We start from the raw sequence: 14,710 nt of genomic DNA on the forward strand, positions 1-14,710 counted from the left end.
GCATAGTCCTGGGCGGAACCGGAATCGTCGGGCGGTCATCCAGGCATGCGCACTCCCACGGCGTTTTCTCCGCCGCGTCGACAGCATTCGTTCAGCCAGGCGACGGGATCGCAGATTGACTTGATCGCACCGGGCACGCGTAATCCGGCGGCACCACCCAGCAATGACGGGGCAAGATGGTCCCTTCCTCGACGGCCGCGAACCCGCTCGGCCTTGCGTCACGCGCATGCACCCGGACAGGCCGATGAGCCGCACTGTCCTGGTCACCGGCGGCGCCGGTTACCTCGGCAGCATCACCTGCGTGCGCCTGGTCGAATGCGGCTACCGCCCGCTGCTGCTGGATGATTTCAGCAACAGCCATCCGGCGGTCATCGAGCGCATCTCGCGACTGACCGGCCAGGCGGTGAGCTGGGTCCGCGGCGATGTCCGCAACGGCGGATTGCTCGATGAGTTGCTGGCGCGCGAACCCATCGCAGCAGCGATCCACTTCGCCGGCCTGAAGGCGGTGGGCGAGTCGACCCGGCGCCCGCTCGACTACTGGGACATCAATGTGGGTGGCACTTTTTCCCTGCTGCGAGCGCTCGAACGAGCCGGCGTGCGCAGGCTGGTGTTCAGTTCCTCGGCTGCGGTCTATGGCGAGCCGCGAAAGATGCCGCTGGGCGAGGACTCGCCGCTGGCGCCGACCAGCCCGTACGGGCGCACCAAGCTCGCTGCGGAGCGCCTGATCGCCGACGTGGCGGCCACGCGGCCGGATTGGGCGGCTGCCTGCCTGCGCTACTTCAACCCGGTGGGCGCGCATCCCAGCGGCCTGCTCGGCGAGGATCCACGCGGCGTGCCTGGCAACCTGATGCCCTTCATTGCGCAGCTCGCGGCGGGCCGCCACCGCGAACTCGTGGTGCACGGCAACGACTACCCGACTGCCGATGGTACTGGCGTGCGCGACTACATCCATGTGCTCGATCTCGCCGATGCGCATGTCGCCGCGCTGCGCCACCTCGAAGGCCATCCCGGCGTGCACTGCTTCAACCTCGGCACCGGTCGCGGCTACAGCGTGCTCGAACTGAAGGCCGCCTTCGAGCGCGCCTGCGGACGCGAACTGCCGCACCGCATCGGGCCGCGACGCCCCGCCGATGTCAGCGCCTCGGTGGCCGACCCCAGCCGCGCCTGCGAAGTGCTGGGCTGGCAAGCGGCGCGCGACCTGGACCAGATGTGCGCAGACACCTGGCGCTGGCAGCGCTCGCATCCGGCTTGAGCCATCGCCCTGACGGAACCCCGAGTCACGATCGGCGCCGTGGACCTCTGTTCTTGTGGCGTCTGGCTTCGAGTGCGACCGGTGCGTCGCCGCGCCGACTGGCGCCACACCGCCGGCGCTATTTACCGATGCAGAAGCTGGCGAAGATCTCGCCCAGCAGGTCGTCGGCGCGATAACGGCCGGTGATCTCGCCGAGCGCCTCGTGGGCAAGGCGCAGGTCTTCGGCAGCGAGTTCCCCGCGGCCGTCGGCGAGGGCGTGCGCACGGGCGGTGGCGAGGTGCTGCTGGCAGCGCGCCAGCGCATCCACATGCCGGGCGCGGGCGCTGAAGTCGCCGGCGCTGCCTTCGGCCAGGCCGGCGTGCTGCAGCAGCGCATGCCGCAGCAGGTCGAGGCCGGCGCCGGTCTTGGCTGACAGGTACACGTGCACGCCGTCATCGCGGCGCTCGCTGCGCGGCTCGCCGCCGGTCAGGTCGAGCTTGTTGTGGATGGTCAGGCGGGGCGGAAGCGAACCCCGGCTTTCCGGGTCCAGGGTCTCGGGTCCCGGGTCCAGGCCTTCCGGCGCCTCGACCCACAACACCAGATCCGCCCTGCGCGCCTCGCGGTTGGCGCGGGCGATGCCTTCGGACTCCACCTCGTCGGCGGTCTCGCGCAGGCCGGCGGTGTCGACGATGGTCAGCGGCAGGCCGTCGACGATGAGGTGCTCGCGCAGCACGTCGCGGGTGGTGCCCGGGATCGCGGTGACGATCGCGCGGTCGTGCCCGGCCAGCGCGTTCAGCAGGCTGGACTTGCCGACGTTCGGCGCACCCAGGATCACCACGTTCAGCCCGTCGCGCAGGCGCTGGCCGCGGCGGGCGCCCGCGAGCAGTTCGTGCAGCGTCAGCTCGACCGCGGCGAAGCGCGCGCGCACCTCGCTGGTCTTGAGGAAGTCGATCTCTTCCTCGGGGAAGTCGATCGCCGCCTCGATGTACACCCGCAGCTCGACCAGCTGGCGCGACAGCGCCTCGATGCGGCGGCTGAACTCGCCGTCGAGCGAGCGCATCGCGGCGCGCGCGGCGCTCTCCGAGCCCGCGGCGATCAGATCGGCCACCGCCTCGGCCTGGGCCAGGTCGAGCTTGTCGTTGAGGAAGGCGCGCTCGCTGAACTCGCCCGGCCGCGCGAGCCGCGCACCGAGTTCCACGCAGCGCCGCAGCAGTGCGCCGAGCAGCACCGGCGAGCCATGCGCCTGCAGCTCGATCACGTCCTCGCCGGTGAAAGACCTGGGTCCGGGGAAGGCCAGCAGCAGCCCGTCGTCGATCAGCTCGCCGGCGCCGTCGCGGAAGCGGCAGCGGTGGGCGAAACGCGGCTTCGGCCGGCGGCCGAGGAAAGCGTGCGCCATGGCCAGCGCCAGCGGCCCGGACACCCGCACCACGCCAATGCCGCCGGGGCCGGCGGGCGTGGCGATGGCGGCGATGGTGGGTTGGGCGTGGCTTGAGGTCATGTCGTGCCGGGCGGCAAGCAAGGTGAAAAGTGAAATGTAAAACGTCAATGGCGCAAGGCACACGAACGCCTCAGGCCCATTGACGTTTTACGTTTGACGTTTCACCCATCGCGAGTCGGGGGGGCATGCCGGGCCCCGGGGCCAAGGGGGGGAAAGAGGAAAGGAAAACGTCAATGGCGCAAGGCACACGAGCGCCTCAGGTCCATTAACGTTTCACTTTTGACGATTCACTGCCACGCCGGCAAAGCCGGCGTTGCTCACTTGCTCGCCTCGATCCTCTTCGTGATCACCACCTGCTGGATCAGGCCGAGCAGGCCGTTCGACAGCCAGTACAGCACCAGGCCCGCCGGGAAGAAGGCGAACATCACGCCGAAGATCAGCGGCATCGACTGCAGCACTTTTTTCTGCACCGGATCCATGCCGGGTGTGGGCGACAACTTCTGGGTGTACCACATGACGGCGACGTTCAGCACCGGCAGGATGTACATCGGATCCTTCAGCGAGAGATCGTGGATCCACAGGAAGAACGGCGCCTGGCGCAGTTCCACCGCCTCGAAGATCACCCAGTACAGGGCGAAGAACACCGGCAGCTGGAGCAGCAGCGGCAGGCACCCGCCGATCGGGTTGACCTTCTCCTGCTTGAACAGATCCATCTGCGCCTGCGCCATCTTCTGGCGGTCGTCGCCGTAGCGCTCCTTGAGCTGCTCCAGGCGCGGCTGCAGCTTGCGCATCTTGGCCATCGAGCGGTACTGCGATTCGGACAAGCGATAGAAGGCGAGCTTGACCAGCAGCGTCAGCAGGATGATCGCCATGCCCCAGTTGCCGACCAGCTTGTGGATCTGGCTGAGGATCCAGAACAGCGGCTGGGCGATGAACGACACCATGCCGTAGTCCACCGTGTACTGCAGGCCCGGGGCCACGTCCGGGAGTTTGTTCTGCAGCTTGGGGCCGAGGTACAGGCGGGCGCCGATGCTGCCGCTGGCACCCGGCGCAACCTCGACCAGCGGCGACTTCTGGCGCATCAGGTAGCGCGTGGGCAGGCTGCCGTTCGGCTGCAGGATCGCGGTTTCGTAGGTGGTCTGCTCGGCGGCGTCCGGCACCCAGGCGCCGACGAAGTAATGCTGCTGCATCGCCGACCAGCCGCCGGCGAAGGTGCGCCGGTAGGGTTCCTCGGCGTAGTTCTCGAACTTGAGCTTCTGGTACTTCTCGTCCGGGCTGTAGATCGACGCGCCGACGTAGGCGTAGAGCTCGGGGTTGTTGAAGGCGAAGGCCGACGGCCGCGGCGGCGGCACGCGCTGCATCTGGCGGTACTGGCTGCCCTTCCACGGCGCGGCCGACTGGTTGCTGATCTCGTGGCGGACGCCGACGGTGAAGCTGCCGCGCTCCAGTCGGATCAGCTTGCGTACCGACACGCCCGACGCATCGGTCCAGGTGAACGGCACTTCGAGCGCGGCCTCGCCGGCCGGCAGTTCGAAGCGGTCGCCTTCAACACTGTAACTGGCCGTGTGGTCCGGCGCCGGCGCATCGACCGCGACCAGGCCGGTCTGCGAGATGAAGTAGCGGCTGAGTTCCTCGTTGAGCAGCTTGACCGGGATGTCCTTGCGCTCGAGGCTGATCGGGTAGGTCAGCAGTTCTGCCTGGCGGATCTCGGCGCCACGGGTGGACACGGTCAGGCGCAGCACGTCGTTGGCGATGATGACCGTGCGGCCCTCCGCCACCGCGGCGGGCGCGGCCGTCTCGGCAGCAGGGGGCGCCGCGGCGGCATCGGCCGGCGGCGCCTCGGGTACTTCGCCATCGGCGCTGGTGGCGGTTGTGGGCACATCGGCGCCGGGCGCGGGCATGCCGTCGGTCGCCACCGCTGCCGGCTCCGGCTTCGGGCCGTAATCGGCCTGCCAGGCGGACCACAGCTGCAGGCCAACCAGGGCGAGGCCGAGCAGCAGGAACAGACGCAGGTTGCTCATCAGGGGCTCTCCTCGCCTGCCGGGGATCCCGACGGGCGCACGGATGCGGAAACGGGGGGGGGCGACGCGATCACGCGGTCGAACAGGGCGTCGAGATCACGGCGCAGGGTATGGCGGTCGCCTTTGCCGACATCGCGACCCGGCGAGAGCACCAGGTCGACCAGCGGCATCCGCGCACGGCGCACGCGAAAGCTCTCGCGCGCGATGCGCTTGACCAGGTTGCGATCATGCGCATTCGGCAGATGCTTCTTGCCGACCGCGAAGCCGATGCGCGCCTGCGACATGGTGCCGGCGGCGACGACGCATACGAAAAAGCGGCCGCGCTCTCGCCGGCCGCTTTGGAACACACCATCGAACTCGCGCGGCAGCAGCAGCCGGGCACTCCGCGGAAAGCGCGAACCCGGCATCGCCCGCGAATTACGGGATCAGGCGATGACGGCCCTTGGCGCGACGACGATTCAGCACGGCGCGGCCATTCTTGGTGGCCATACGGGCGCGGAAGCCATGGGTGCGAGCGTGCTTGAGCTTGCTCGGCTGGAAAGTGCGCTTCATCGCGAACTCCAAGGATCTGTTGAAGAAAAGAGCGGCATGGTAGCCCGCCGCCTCGTCGCCTGTCTAGGGGTAGGGTGCGGCTTTGTTGGCCCTGGTTCAAGACATGGTGAAGAGCGGGGGCTGAAGCGGGGAAGGGGTCAAGGGGAATGCCAAGTGCGTTGCTCGTGGTTTGAGGTGGCCCGCGCCATCGGGCATGCACTGCCCCAAAATCGTCGCGAAGCCAGTTGCGGAGCCCCTGACCCCTTGCCCGCTTCACCTCCCCCCGCTTCACTTCCGCACGTTGCGGTTCAGCGAATAGCGTCCCGTGTGCTGCGCGGTGGCCAGCACGTGGCCGTCCATCCGCGCCAGTGCGTCGGCGGCGCTGAAGCGGCCGGACAGGCCGAGCAGCGGCACGTCGAGTGCGTACAGGCGGAAGTGGTAGTGGTGCATACGTTCGTCGTTCCACGGCGGACAAGGGCCGTCGTAGCCGTAGTGGTCGGCGCCGGGGCTGCTGAAATCGTTGAGGCCCTGCCGGGTGCCTGCAGGTCCACGCGGCTGGCGCTTGCCGCCGGCATGGACCCCCTCGGAACAACTGCCGGCAACGATTTCGCGCAGCGAGGACGGAATATCGATCATCACCCAGTGGATGAAGTCGCGACGTGGCAAATCGTGCGCGATCACGCGGTCGGCGCGGTTGGCGTCGTCGAACACGCTGGGCACGTCATCGTCCACGCAAATCAGCACGAAGGACTGGGTGCCGGCGGGGACGTCGTCCCAGGCGAGATGCGGGTTGCGGTTGGGGCCATCGACCACCGGGCGGTTGCTGCCGGGCACGCCGTAGGCATATTCACTGGCGATTCGGCCGAGCGGCGGGAAACTCTGGCTATGGAGGCGCATGCACGGACCCTGGATGAGACGAGGCATACACAATAGCGCTGCGATCGCGTGGCTGCTGCTCGCGCTCGCGGCCTGCGCGCCAGTCGAATGGCGCGGGCCACGCGTGCCCGAGGCCTCGCTCTCGCCGGCCAACGAGGGACCGATCGCCGACACGGTGCGGCCGATCGGCCTGGCGCCCGGCGAATCGAGTTACCGCCTGATCGAGTCCAACACCGACGCGCTGGCGCTGCAGCTGCGTGCGGCGCAGCTCTCCGTGCGCAGTCTGGACGCGATGTACTACATGTGGCTGGACGATCGCAGCGGGCGGCTGCTTGCCGCCGAGCTGATGCGCGCCGCCGACCGCGGCGTTCGCGTGCGCGTGCTGGTGGATGACATGTACGCACGCAAGATCCCGGTGGAGTTGGCGGCACTGGACCAGCATCCGCGGATCGAGCTGCGCGTCTACCACCCCTACCGCACGCGCGATTCGGCTGCCGCCGCGGTGCTCGAATTCGTGTTCAGCGGCTTCCGCCTGAACCACCGGATGCACCACAAGGCCTGGATCGCCGATGGCCAGGTCGCTCTGATCGGCGGGCGCAATGTGGGCGACGCCTACTTCGGCCTGCACGATGGCTTCGATTTCCGCGACCTCGGCGTGCTGCTGGCGGGCGCGGCGGCCGGCGAGGTGTCGGCGATCTTCGACCAATATTGGAACGCGCCCATCGTGATCCCCTTGGCGGCGGTGCCGTCGAAGGATCCGGTGCCTGCGCTCGCCGACGCCCAGCGCGCGCTGGGGGAAGAGCGCACACACACACTGGGACTGCCCGAGTTCGCGCCGCTGGTGGCGCCACGCGCGCTGGATGCGGAAATCCGCAGCGGCGAGGGCCGCCACACCGGCGCGGGCGTGCAGGTGGTCAGCGACCCGCCGGACAAGTGGCGCCAACGCAAGGACCAACTGATCGGTGTCGCCGCCGAGTTGCGCAAAGCCATTGACCGCGCCGAGCGCGAGGTGGTGCTGATCTCGCCCTACTTCGTGCCCGGGCGAGAGGGCATCGCCTGGTTGCGCCGACTGGAGGAACGCGGCGTGCGCGTGCGCGTGCTGACCAACTCGGTCAACGCCACCGACATCCCCGCGGTGCACGGCGGCTACGCGCACTACCGCATGCGCCTGCTGCGGGCGGGCATCGAAATCAACGAGCTCAAGCGCTCGTCCAGCTTGCGCCTGGAGTCGCCTTTCCGCGGATCCTCGCGCGCCAGCCTGCACACCAAGGCGGTGGTGATCGACGGCCGCGTGGCCTTCGTCGGCTCGTTCAACCTCGACCCGCGCTCGACCTGGATCAACACCGAGATGGGCGTGTTCGTGGACGACCCGCGCTTCGCCGCGCAGGTGCTGCGCGGCTACCAGCACAGCCTCGGCGGCGAACACTCCTATCGCCTCGCGCTGGAAGGCGGCCGGCGCAAGCGGGTGGTCTGGTACGACCTGCAGGATGGCCAGCCCCGCCGGCAGACGCGCGAACCGACCTCGAGCTGGAGCCGACGCTTCATCGCGCTGCTCGCACGCATCGTGCCGACGGCGGAAAGGCATCTGTGAAGCGGAGGAAGGAGATGCGGGGGAGATGAAGCGGGGCGGGGGACGCAGTCGACGCCCGAGATGCGACGCCTTCGCCGATCGAGGCTACGGGCGGCAGATGGGCAGGCACGTGCACCATGACAGGTCCCCTGCCCCGCTTCACCTCCCCCGCTTCACCTCCCCCGCTTCACCTCCCCCGCTCCACCTCCCGACCCTCACCGGCCTCTTTTTCCGCGTCAGGAACTTGCGCATCCTCGCGCACTCTGACGACGCCTGTCACATGTATTCACAATCATGATCGAGCTGTCTGCGGTGACCCGGAGCTATGCCATGGGTGCTGGCGAGGTCCGCGCGCTGGCCGGGGTAGACCTGGGTATCGCTGCGGGCGAGTTCGTGGCGATCACCGGGCCCTCGGGCTCGGGCAAGTCCAGCCTGCTGAACCTCCTCGGCTGCCTGGACCGGCCGAGCAGCGGCCACTATCGGCTGGATGGAGAAGCCGTGGCGACTCTCGACGATGAGCGCGTCAGCGATCTGCGCAGCCGCAAGATCGGTTTCGTGTTCCAGAGCTTCTTCCTGCTGCCGCGGCTGACGGTTCTGGACAACGTGCTGCTGCCTTTGCGCTACGCGCGCGCGGCCGATCCGGGTGCGCCGGGCCGCGCGCGCGCCCTGCTGGAGCGCGTGGGGCTGTCGGATCGGCTGGAACACCGGCCGGGCGAACTCTCCGGCGGCCAGCAACAGCGCGCCGCGATCGCCCGCGCGCTGATCCGCCAGCCGCGCCTGCTGCTGGCCGATGAACCCACCGGCAACCTGGACTCGAAGAGCACGGCGGACGTGCTCAAGCTGTTCGAGGAATTGCACCGCGAGGGCCAGACAATCGTGCTCGTCACGCACGACGCCGAAGTCGCCGCACGCGCGCCGCGGCATGTACGCCTGCGCGATGGCCGCATCGAGGGAGACGATCGCCGTGGCTGAGTTCCGCTCCTGGCTGTGCGCAGCCATTTTGGGCCTGCTGGCTCCCGCGCTCGCCGCGGAGCCATTGATCTCGGGTGAGGTCTACGCGATCGGCGCGCAAGTGCTGCGCACGCCGCAGTCGCAGAACGGCCAGACCGTACTGCAGACCTACGTACCCGACGGCGCCCGTGTGCGCAAGGGCGACGTGGTGCTGCGGGTCGATGGCGCGGCCGCCGCGGGCACCATCCGCAGCCAGCAGTCGCTGCTGCTGCAGGCGCGGGCCCGCGCCGACAAGGAACTGGCGGACCTCACGGTCAAGGCGATCGACGCCGAGCGCGCGCTGCGCAACGCGGAACTCGCGGTGACCAGGGCGGAACTGGACGCCGGCATCCCGAAGAACTTTCTGCCGGCCTTCGATTACGACCGCTACCAGGGCGAGCTGACCCGCACGCGCCAGGAACTGCTGGTCAAGCAGCGCGAGTGGGAGGACGCGAAGGCTGCGATCGCGCGCCGGCGCGAGGACGCGCGGCTGGAGCAGGGCCAGATCGAGGGCCAGATCCTTTACTGGCAGACCCAGCTGGATGCCGCCGAAGTGCGAGCCGCCCGCGACGGCATCGTCGTGCATGGCTTCGACCCCTTCCGCGGCAACCGCTACGACGAAGGCTCGCAGTCCTTTTCGGGTAACCGCGTGGGCGAGATCGTCGATGGCGACGAGCAGCCCAAGCTCGGCGTGCGCGCCTGGGTGCTGGAAGTCGATCGCCCCGCGCTGCACTCGGGCCAGGCGTTGACCGTGAGCTTCGATGCGGTGGCCGGCAGCGCCCTGCCTGGGCGCATCGCGCAGATCGCCGGCGCGCCGTCGGTCAAGGCCGAATGGGGCGAGGGGCGTTATTTCGAGATCGAGGTGGACGTGGACCTGGACGCGTCGGCGCGCGCCCTGCTGCGGCCCGGCGCGAGCGCGCGGCTGGTCCCGGGCGAATTCCGCGGCGGCGCGACGCGTGCAGCGCCGGCCAACAGCACGAGCCGGCGCCTCGAGGGCGAGATCATCGCGCGCGACGCCATCGCGATCTCGCCGCCGCGCATCGAGGAGATCTGGATGCTGTCGCTGACCCAGCTCTTGCCCGACGGCTCGCTGGTCAACGCCGGGGACGTGGTCGCCACCTTCGAGCCGGGAGAACTGCAACGCAAGCTCGGCGAGAAGCGCAGCGCGCTGAACGAAAAGCAGACCCTGCTGCAGAAACTGACGCTGGAACACGCCGAGCGCGCGCGCGCCGAGGTCATCGCCACGGCCGAACAACGCGCCAAGGTCGACAAGGCACGGCGCAAGGCAGCGCAGCCGGCCGACCTGGTCGCCGCCATCGAGTACCGCAAACTGGTGGCTGAACGCGAACTGGCCGAGACCGAACTGCTGCTGGTGCAGGAGCGCGAACGCATGGCGGCGCGCCAGCGCGAGGCCGAGCGTGCTCAGATCGAGGCCGAAGCCGCCGACCTGAAGGCCGAGGTGGAGGAGATCGGCAGAGGCCTGGCGGCGCTCCAGGTCAGGGCCCCGCGCGCCGGCGTCATGCTGCATCTGACCAATCACCAGGGGCAGAAGTTCGACGTGGGCGCGCAGGTCTTCCGCGGCCAGGCCGTGGCACAGATCCCGGACCTGACGCGCCTGGCCGTGCGCATGCAGGTGCCCGAGCGCCTGATCGCGCAAGTGCGCGCCGGCCAGGCGACGCGCATCGAGGTCGATGGCGGCGCAGCCCCGACCCTGTTCGGCAAGGTGAGCCACATCGGGCGCGTCGTGCGCTCACGCTCGGGCGTCAAGCCGGTGCCGGTGGTGGATGTGGAGATCGAGTTTGATGCAGTCCCCGAATCCGCCCGGCTGAAGCCCGGATTGCCAGTGCGGGTGGAGTTGCTCGGGGGGCGGTCGGCTTCCGGGGAGAAGGTGGCGTCTGAAGGGGATTCGGCATGACTCGGGGACGGCGGATGGAGAGTTGTGGGTTGTGGGTTGTGGGTTGTGGGCAGCAAGAGCCGCCAGATCGCGACTTTTCGCCGGGCTTGCGCGCTCCTGCCGCCCACAACCCAGAACCCACAACGGCCATGGCGGGCACGTCACCCGCCAGCATGAAGGTTGTGCGCGCCATGACCGGCACGGAGCAGCTCCTGCCTACCCCTCCCCACCTCCCCGGGCCCTCCTCGCCCAAGCGACCGTCACCGCAAACCATGGTCGGATGTATCGGACACTGCTTGCCATCCTGGCCCTCGCCCTCGCCGCCTGCAGCCAGCCCGTCGCCGAGGCGCCGCCGGTGGAGATCGTGCGCGCTCAGCCGCTGGAACTACGCATCGACGCGCAGGGCGAGCTGCGTTCGAGCAAGGCCACGCCTCTGAAAGTGCCGGGCGAGAACTGGGCGCAACGGCAACTGGCGTGGGTGCTTCCCGAGGGCAGCACGGTGGAGGCCGGCGAGGTCATCGCGCGCTTCTCCGCCGAGCGCAGCGAGCTGGACCTCAAGCAGGCCCGGGTGCAGGTGCTGCGCAATGCGCTGCTGCGCGCGGCCAAGGAAGCGGAGCTCGGCGGCAATGAGGCGCGCATCGGCGCCGAGATCTCGCAGGTGGACACCGCGCTCTCGCTGGCGGAGCGCTATGCCGCCGCCGAGCTGCAGACGATGGCGCGCAACGAGTTGCTGGATGCGGTGCAGGACCGCGAGTTCCTCGGCGAGAAGCAGGGCTTCCTGGGTTGGAAACAGGATCAGAACGGCGAGCGCGGCGCGGCCGAGCTGGCGGTACTCGACAGCCAGCGGCAGACCCATGCGCTGACCGCGAAGATGCGCGAGGAAGACCTCAACGCCCTGGAACTTGTCGCACCGCATGCAGGCATCCTGATGCTCACCGCCGACTGGTCCGGCGAGAAGCCGCGGGTTGGCGCCACCTTGTGGGCCGGCCAGGAGATGGGCAGCCTGCCCGACCAGAGTGCGATGGAGGTGCAGTTCGCGCTGCCCCAGCTCGACGCCGCCGGCGTCAAGGTGGGCGCCGCAGTGGAACTGGCACCGCTCGGGCGCGAGTCCCCGCGGGTCGCGTCGAAAGTCAGCTGGGTGGCGACCGCGGCGCAGCCGGTCAGTCGCAACAACCCGATCAAGTACGTGCGCATGAAGGCCGCGGTGACGCCGGATGACGTGCGCGCGCTCGGCCTGGTTCCGGGCCAGACGCTCGCGGTGCGCGTCTACGCGCTGCGCCTGGACGAAGGCCTGTCGGTGCCGAACGTGGCAATCGTCTCCAGCGACGGCGCTACCCATGTGGACCTGTGGCGCGATGGCCAGCGCGTACGCCAGGCGGTGAAACTCGGCGAGCGCGGCCTGGCGCGTACCCAGGTGGTCGAGGGCCTGTCCGGCGGCGACGCGGTTGTGCTCACGCCGGGGCGCAGCGGAGACGATGCATGAGCGCCCGGGACCCTGGCATGGGACACATCTGGCGCGAGGCGCTGGCGGAGCTGTGGCGACGCAAGCTCCGCACCGGCCTGACCTTGCTCGGCCTGATCTTCGGCGTCGGCGCGATCGTCGCGATGCAGGGCGTCGGCGAAGGCTCGCGCCTGGAGGCGCTGGCGCTGGTGGAGGAACTCGGCCTGCGCAACCTGATCGTGCGCGCCAAATCCCAGGACAATGATTCGCTGAAGGAAGTGCGCCTGCGCAGCCTGGGCCTCACCCGCGCCGATGCACGCGCGGCGCTGGAGGCCGTGCCCGGCGCCGAGCGCGTCGCCGCGGAGAAGGAGATCCGCACGCACCAGGTCTATGGCGACATGGGCGGCGGCGATGTGCAGGCGAGTGCGGTGGACCCGTCCTTCTTCGATCTGTCCAGCCTGAAACTCGCCGCAGGACGCGCGCTCGGCGAGGCCGATGAGACTGCGCTGGCGGCGGTCGCGGTGCTGGGCCACCAGGCCGCGCGCACGCTGTTCGGCGAGCAGGATCCGCTCGGCCAGGCGGTGCGGATCAATCACGCCTGGTTCGAAGTGGTCGGCGTGCTCGCCGACCGCGACCTCGCCAAGGACCAGTTCGAGGGCGTGCAACTGGGCCTGGAAGCGAACCGGGTGTTCGTGCCGCTGGCGAGCGCGCGCGCCCGCCTGCGCTTCCAGCCGATGGAGGACGAGATCGATCGCTTCTGGCTGCGCCTGGCGGACCCGGAAGGCATCGTACCCGCCTCCCAGGTGCTCGCCGCAGTGCTCGACCAGCGCCACGGCGGGGTCGAGGACTACAGCCTGATTGTGCCCGCGCAACTGTACCGCCAGCACCAGCAGACGCAGCGCATCTTCCGCTTCGTGATGGCGGCGATCGCCGCGGTCAGCCTGCTGGTGGGCGGCATCGGGATCATGAACATCATGCTCGCCAATGTGCTGGAGCGCCGCCGTGAGATCGGCCTGATGCGCGCCATCGGCGCGCGCAAGCGCGACATCGTGCAGCAGTTCCTGCGCGAGACCGCATTGATCTGCGCCATCGGCGCCGGCCTCGGCCTGCTGTTCGGCGCGGCACTCGCCTACCTGATCGCCGCGCTGGCCGGCTGGCCGGTGGCCTGGGCTCCGTTGCCGGTGCTGCTCTCCGCCGCCGTGTGCGCCGCGGTGGGCCTGGCCTTCGGCGTCTACCCCGCGCGCCAGGCCGCGGAACTGGATCCGATCGCGGCGCTGCGCAGCGATTGAGGCGGGAGTGCAGGCCGCCCCGGTCGGCGCCCCTGTTCGCACAACAAACCGTGGCTCTCGCAAATTCGCGGACTGTGCTCTTTGGACGCAAAGGACGCAAAGGACGCAAAGAAGATCAAACCGCGCGGGGATATCCCGGCACTTGCTGTCTTTGCGTCCTTTGCGTCCCCTTTGCGTACTCAATCACAGGGTCGTCGTTCGGCGCAGGCGGAAAATTTCAGGAAATTCAATCACCTGGCGCATGTCCGGTGAGAGCGTCGGCGCTCCCGGGCCTACGCGGACTGGCCGTAACGCACGACCTGCTGCTCGATCGCGCCGAAGATGCTGTTGCCGGCGTCGTCCAGCATCTCGATGCGCACGGTCTGGCCGAAGCGCAGGAAGGGCGTCGAGGGCTTGCCGTCGCGGATCACTTCGAGCATGCGCTTCTCCGCGAGGCAGGAGGCGCCCACGCCCTCGTCCTGGTTGGCCACGGTGCCGGAGCCGACCACCGTGCCCGCGGTCAGGTTGCGCGTCTTGGCCGCGTGCGCGACCAGCTGCGCGAAGTTGAACTGCATGTCGCTGCCAGCGTCGGGCTGACCGAAGAGCTGGCCGTCGATATGCGTGATCAGCTTGCGGTGCAGGGTGGAGTCTTCCCAGAAACCGTCCAGCTCGTCCGGGGTCACCAGCACCGGCGACAGCGCCGAGCGCGGCTTGCTCTGCAGGAAGCCGAAGCCCTTCGCCAGTTCGTCCGGGATCAGGTTGCGCAGGGACACGTCGTTGACCAGGCCGATCAGCTGGATGTGCTCGGCGGCCTGCTCCGGCGTGACCGCCATCGGCACGTCGTCGGTGACCACCACGACTTCGGCCTCGAGGTCGATGCCGTAGTCCTCGCTGACCACCTGCACCGGGTCGCGCGGGCCGAGGAACTGCGCGCTGGTGGCCTGGTACATCAGCGGGTCGACATAGAAGCTCTGCGGCACCTCGGCATTGCGCGCCCGGCGCACGCGCTCGACGTGCGGCAGGTAGGCGCTGCCGTCGACGAACTCATAGGCGCGCGGCAGCGGCGCCGCGAGGTCGTCGAAGTCGAGCTCAAAGGCACCGTGCGCGCGCCCGGCATTCAGGCCTTCATAGACCGCGTTCAGCCGCGGCGCGATATCCGACCAGCCATCCAGCGCCTGCTGCAGGGTCTGTGCGATCGGGCGCACCTCGACGGCGTGCTTCAGGTCGCGCGACACCACCACCAGCGTGCCATCGCGGCCACCGCGCTTGAGCGTAGCGAGTTTCATGGGTGAGTCTCCGAAGGGGAATTCGCAGAGTCTTGGGGGTGGGCGGCGGTGGTGCAAGCAGGTGCAGCAAAAGTGAAAGGTGAATAGTGAAAGGAAAAGACGCGCAAGTCGGTTCGCTCGCCCTTTCACTTTTCACTTTTCACTTTTCACACCTCCAAGACAAC

At 69.0% G+C, this 14,710-nt stretch carries 12 protein-coding genes; 6 read left to right on the top strand and 6 right to left on the bottom strand.

Features of this window, described 5'->3' with window-relative positions; translation table 11 throughout:
* The first annotated feature begins 244 nt into the window (after positions 1 to 244).
* Positions 245 to 1,252, top strand: a complete 1,008-nt coding sequence (galE, locus tag IPK27_11135; protein ID MBK8068146.1) for a UDP-glucose 4-epimerase GalE — start codon at positions 245 to 247, stop codon at positions 1,250 to 1,252.
* Positions 1,253 to 1,370: 118 nt separating this feature from the next.
* Here galE and mnmE read toward each other — a convergent pair whose 3' ends face one another.
* From mnmE to IPK27_11160, 5 genes are all read right to left on the bottom strand, one after another.
* On the bottom strand, positions 1,371 to 2,729 hold the full coding sequence (gene mnmE, locus IPK27_11140; protein ID MBK8068147.1) for a tRNA uridine-5-carboxymethylaminomethyl(34) synthesis GTPase MnmE: 1,359 nt from the start codon (positions 2,727 to 2,729) through the stop codon (positions 1,371 to 1,373).
* Between the two features lie 257 nt (positions 2,730 to 2,986).
* The gene (gene yidC / locus IPK27_11145; GenBank protein ID MBK8068148.1) at positions 2,987 to 4,690 is read right to left on the bottom strand and encodes a membrane protein insertase YidC; all 1,704 of its coding nucleotides are present in this window, start codon (positions 4,688 to 4,690) and stop codon (positions 2,987 to 2,989) included.
* Complete coding sequence (gene rnpA, locus IPK27_11150) at positions 4,690 to 5,097, bottom strand: ribonuclease P protein component (protein MBK8068149.1); 408 nt, start codon at positions 5,095 to 5,097, stop codon at positions 4,690 to 4,692. The genes yidC and rnpA overlap by 1 nt, the downstream gene beginning before the upstream one ends.
* Positions 5,098 to 5,107: 10 nt before the next feature.
* Positions 5,108 to 5,242, bottom strand: coding sequence for a 50S ribosomal protein L34 (rpmH, locus tag IPK27_11155; GenBank protein MBK8068150.1), 135 nt, complete (start codon positions 5,240 to 5,242; stop codon positions 5,108 to 5,110).
* A 267-nt stretch (positions 5,243 to 5,509) separates the two neighbouring features.
* On the bottom strand, positions 5,510 to 6,118 hold the full coding sequence (locus IPK27_11160; GenBank protein MBK8068151.1) for a YbhB/YbcL family Raf kinase inhibitor-like protein: 609 nt from the start codon (positions 6,116 to 6,118) through the stop codon (positions 5,510 to 5,512).
* A gap of 13 nt (positions 6,119 to 6,131) precedes the next feature.
* On the opposite strand from IPK27_11160, the gene IPK27_11165 reads away from it, so the two are divergent.
* The 5 genes from IPK27_11165 to IPK27_11185 all read left to right on the top strand — a co-directional run bounded on the left by IPK27_11165 (position 6,132) and on the right by IPK27_11185 (position 13,281).
* Positions 6,132 to 7,688, top strand: coding sequence for a phospholipase D family protein (locus tag IPK27_11165; GenBank protein ID MBK8068152.1), 1,557 nt, complete (start codon positions 6,132 to 6,134; stop codon positions 7,686 to 7,688).
* A 273-nt stretch (positions 7,689 to 7,961) separates the two neighbouring features.
* Positions 7,962 to 8,639 (top strand): ABC transporter ATP-binding protein, encoded by a 678-nt coding sequence (locus IPK27_11170; protein ID MBK8068153.1) that lies wholly within the window; start codon positions 7,962 to 7,964, stop codon positions 8,637 to 8,639.
* Positions 8,632 to 10,572, top strand: coding sequence for an HlyD family efflux transporter periplasmic adaptor subunit (locus IPK27_11175; GenBank protein MBK8068154.1), 1,941 nt, complete (start codon positions 8,632 to 8,634; stop codon positions 10,570 to 10,572). The genes IPK27_11170 and IPK27_11175 overlap by 8 nt, the downstream gene beginning before the upstream one ends.
* A 259-nt stretch (positions 10,573 to 10,831) precedes the next feature.
* Positions 10,832 to 12,034 carry a hypothetical protein gene (locus IPK27_11180; protein ID MBK8068155.1) on the top strand — a complete coding sequence of 401 codons (1,203 nt, stop codon included), beginning with the start codon at positions 10,832 to 10,834 and terminating at the stop codon, positions 12,032 to 12,034.
* Positions 12,035 to 12,051: 17 nt separating this feature from the next.
* Positions 12,052 to 13,281, top strand: a complete 1,230-nt coding sequence (locus IPK27_11185) for an ABC transporter permease (GenBank protein ID MBK8068156.1) — start codon at positions 12,052 to 12,054, stop codon at positions 13,279 to 13,281.
* A 272-nt stretch (positions 13,282 to 13,553) separates the two neighbouring features.
* Here IPK27_11185 and IPK27_11190 read toward each other — a convergent pair whose 3' ends face one another.
* On the bottom strand, positions 13,554 to 14,546 hold the full coding sequence (locus IPK27_11190) for a fumarylacetoacetate hydrolase family protein (GenBank protein ID MBK8068157.1): 993 nt from the start codon (positions 14,544 to 14,546) through the stop codon (positions 13,554 to 13,556).
* Positions 14,547 to 14,710: the final 164 nt, after the last annotated feature.

The organism is Rhodanobacteraceae bacterium (genome assembly GCA_016713135.1).
Taxonomy (GTDB): domain Bacteria; phylum Pseudomonadota; class Gammaproteobacteria; order Xanthomonadales; family SZUA-5; genus JADKFD01.

Coding starts and splice junctions, on each gene's coding strand:
- IPK27_11185 (MBK8068156.1), top strand. CDS start 12,052: ATGGGACACATCTGGCGCGAGGCGCTGGCGGAGCTGTGGCGACGCAAG.
- galE (MBK8068146.1), top strand. CDS start 245: ATGAGCCGCACTGTCCTGGTCACCGGCGGCGCCGGTTACCTCGGCAGC.
- rpmH (MBK8068150.1), bottom strand. CDS start 5,242: ATGAAGCGCACTTTCCAGCCGAGCAAGCTCAAGCACGCTCGCACCCAT.
- IPK27_11170 (MBK8068153.1), top strand. CDS start 7,962: ATGATCGAGCTGTCTGCGGTGACCCGGAGCTATGCCATGGGTGCTGGC.
- yidC (MBK8068148.1), bottom strand. CDS start 4,690: ATGAGCAACCTGCGTCTGTTCCTGCTGCTCGGCCTCGCCCTGGTTGGC.
- mnmE (MBK8068147.1), bottom strand. CDS start 2,729: ATGACCTCAAGCCACGCCCAACCCACCATCGCCGCCATCGCCACGCCC.
- rnpA (MBK8068149.1), bottom strand. CDS start 5,097: ATGCCGGGTTCGCGCTTTCCGCGGAGTGCCCGGCTGCTGCTGCCGCGC.
- IPK27_11165 (MBK8068152.1), top strand. CDS start 6,132: ATGAGACGAGGCATACACAATAGCGCTGCGATCGCGTGGCTGCTGCTC.
- IPK27_11160 (MBK8068151.1), bottom strand. CDS start 6,118: ATGCGCCTCCATAGCCAGAGTTTCCCGCCGCTCGGCCGAATCGCCAGT.
- IPK27_11180 (MBK8068155.1), top strand. CDS start 10,832: ATGTATCGGACACTGCTTGCCATCCTGGCCCTCGCCCTCGCCGCCTGC.
- IPK27_11190 (MBK8068157.1), bottom strand. CDS start 14,546: ATGAAACTCGCTACGCTCAAGCGCGGTGGCCGCGATGGCACGCTGGTG.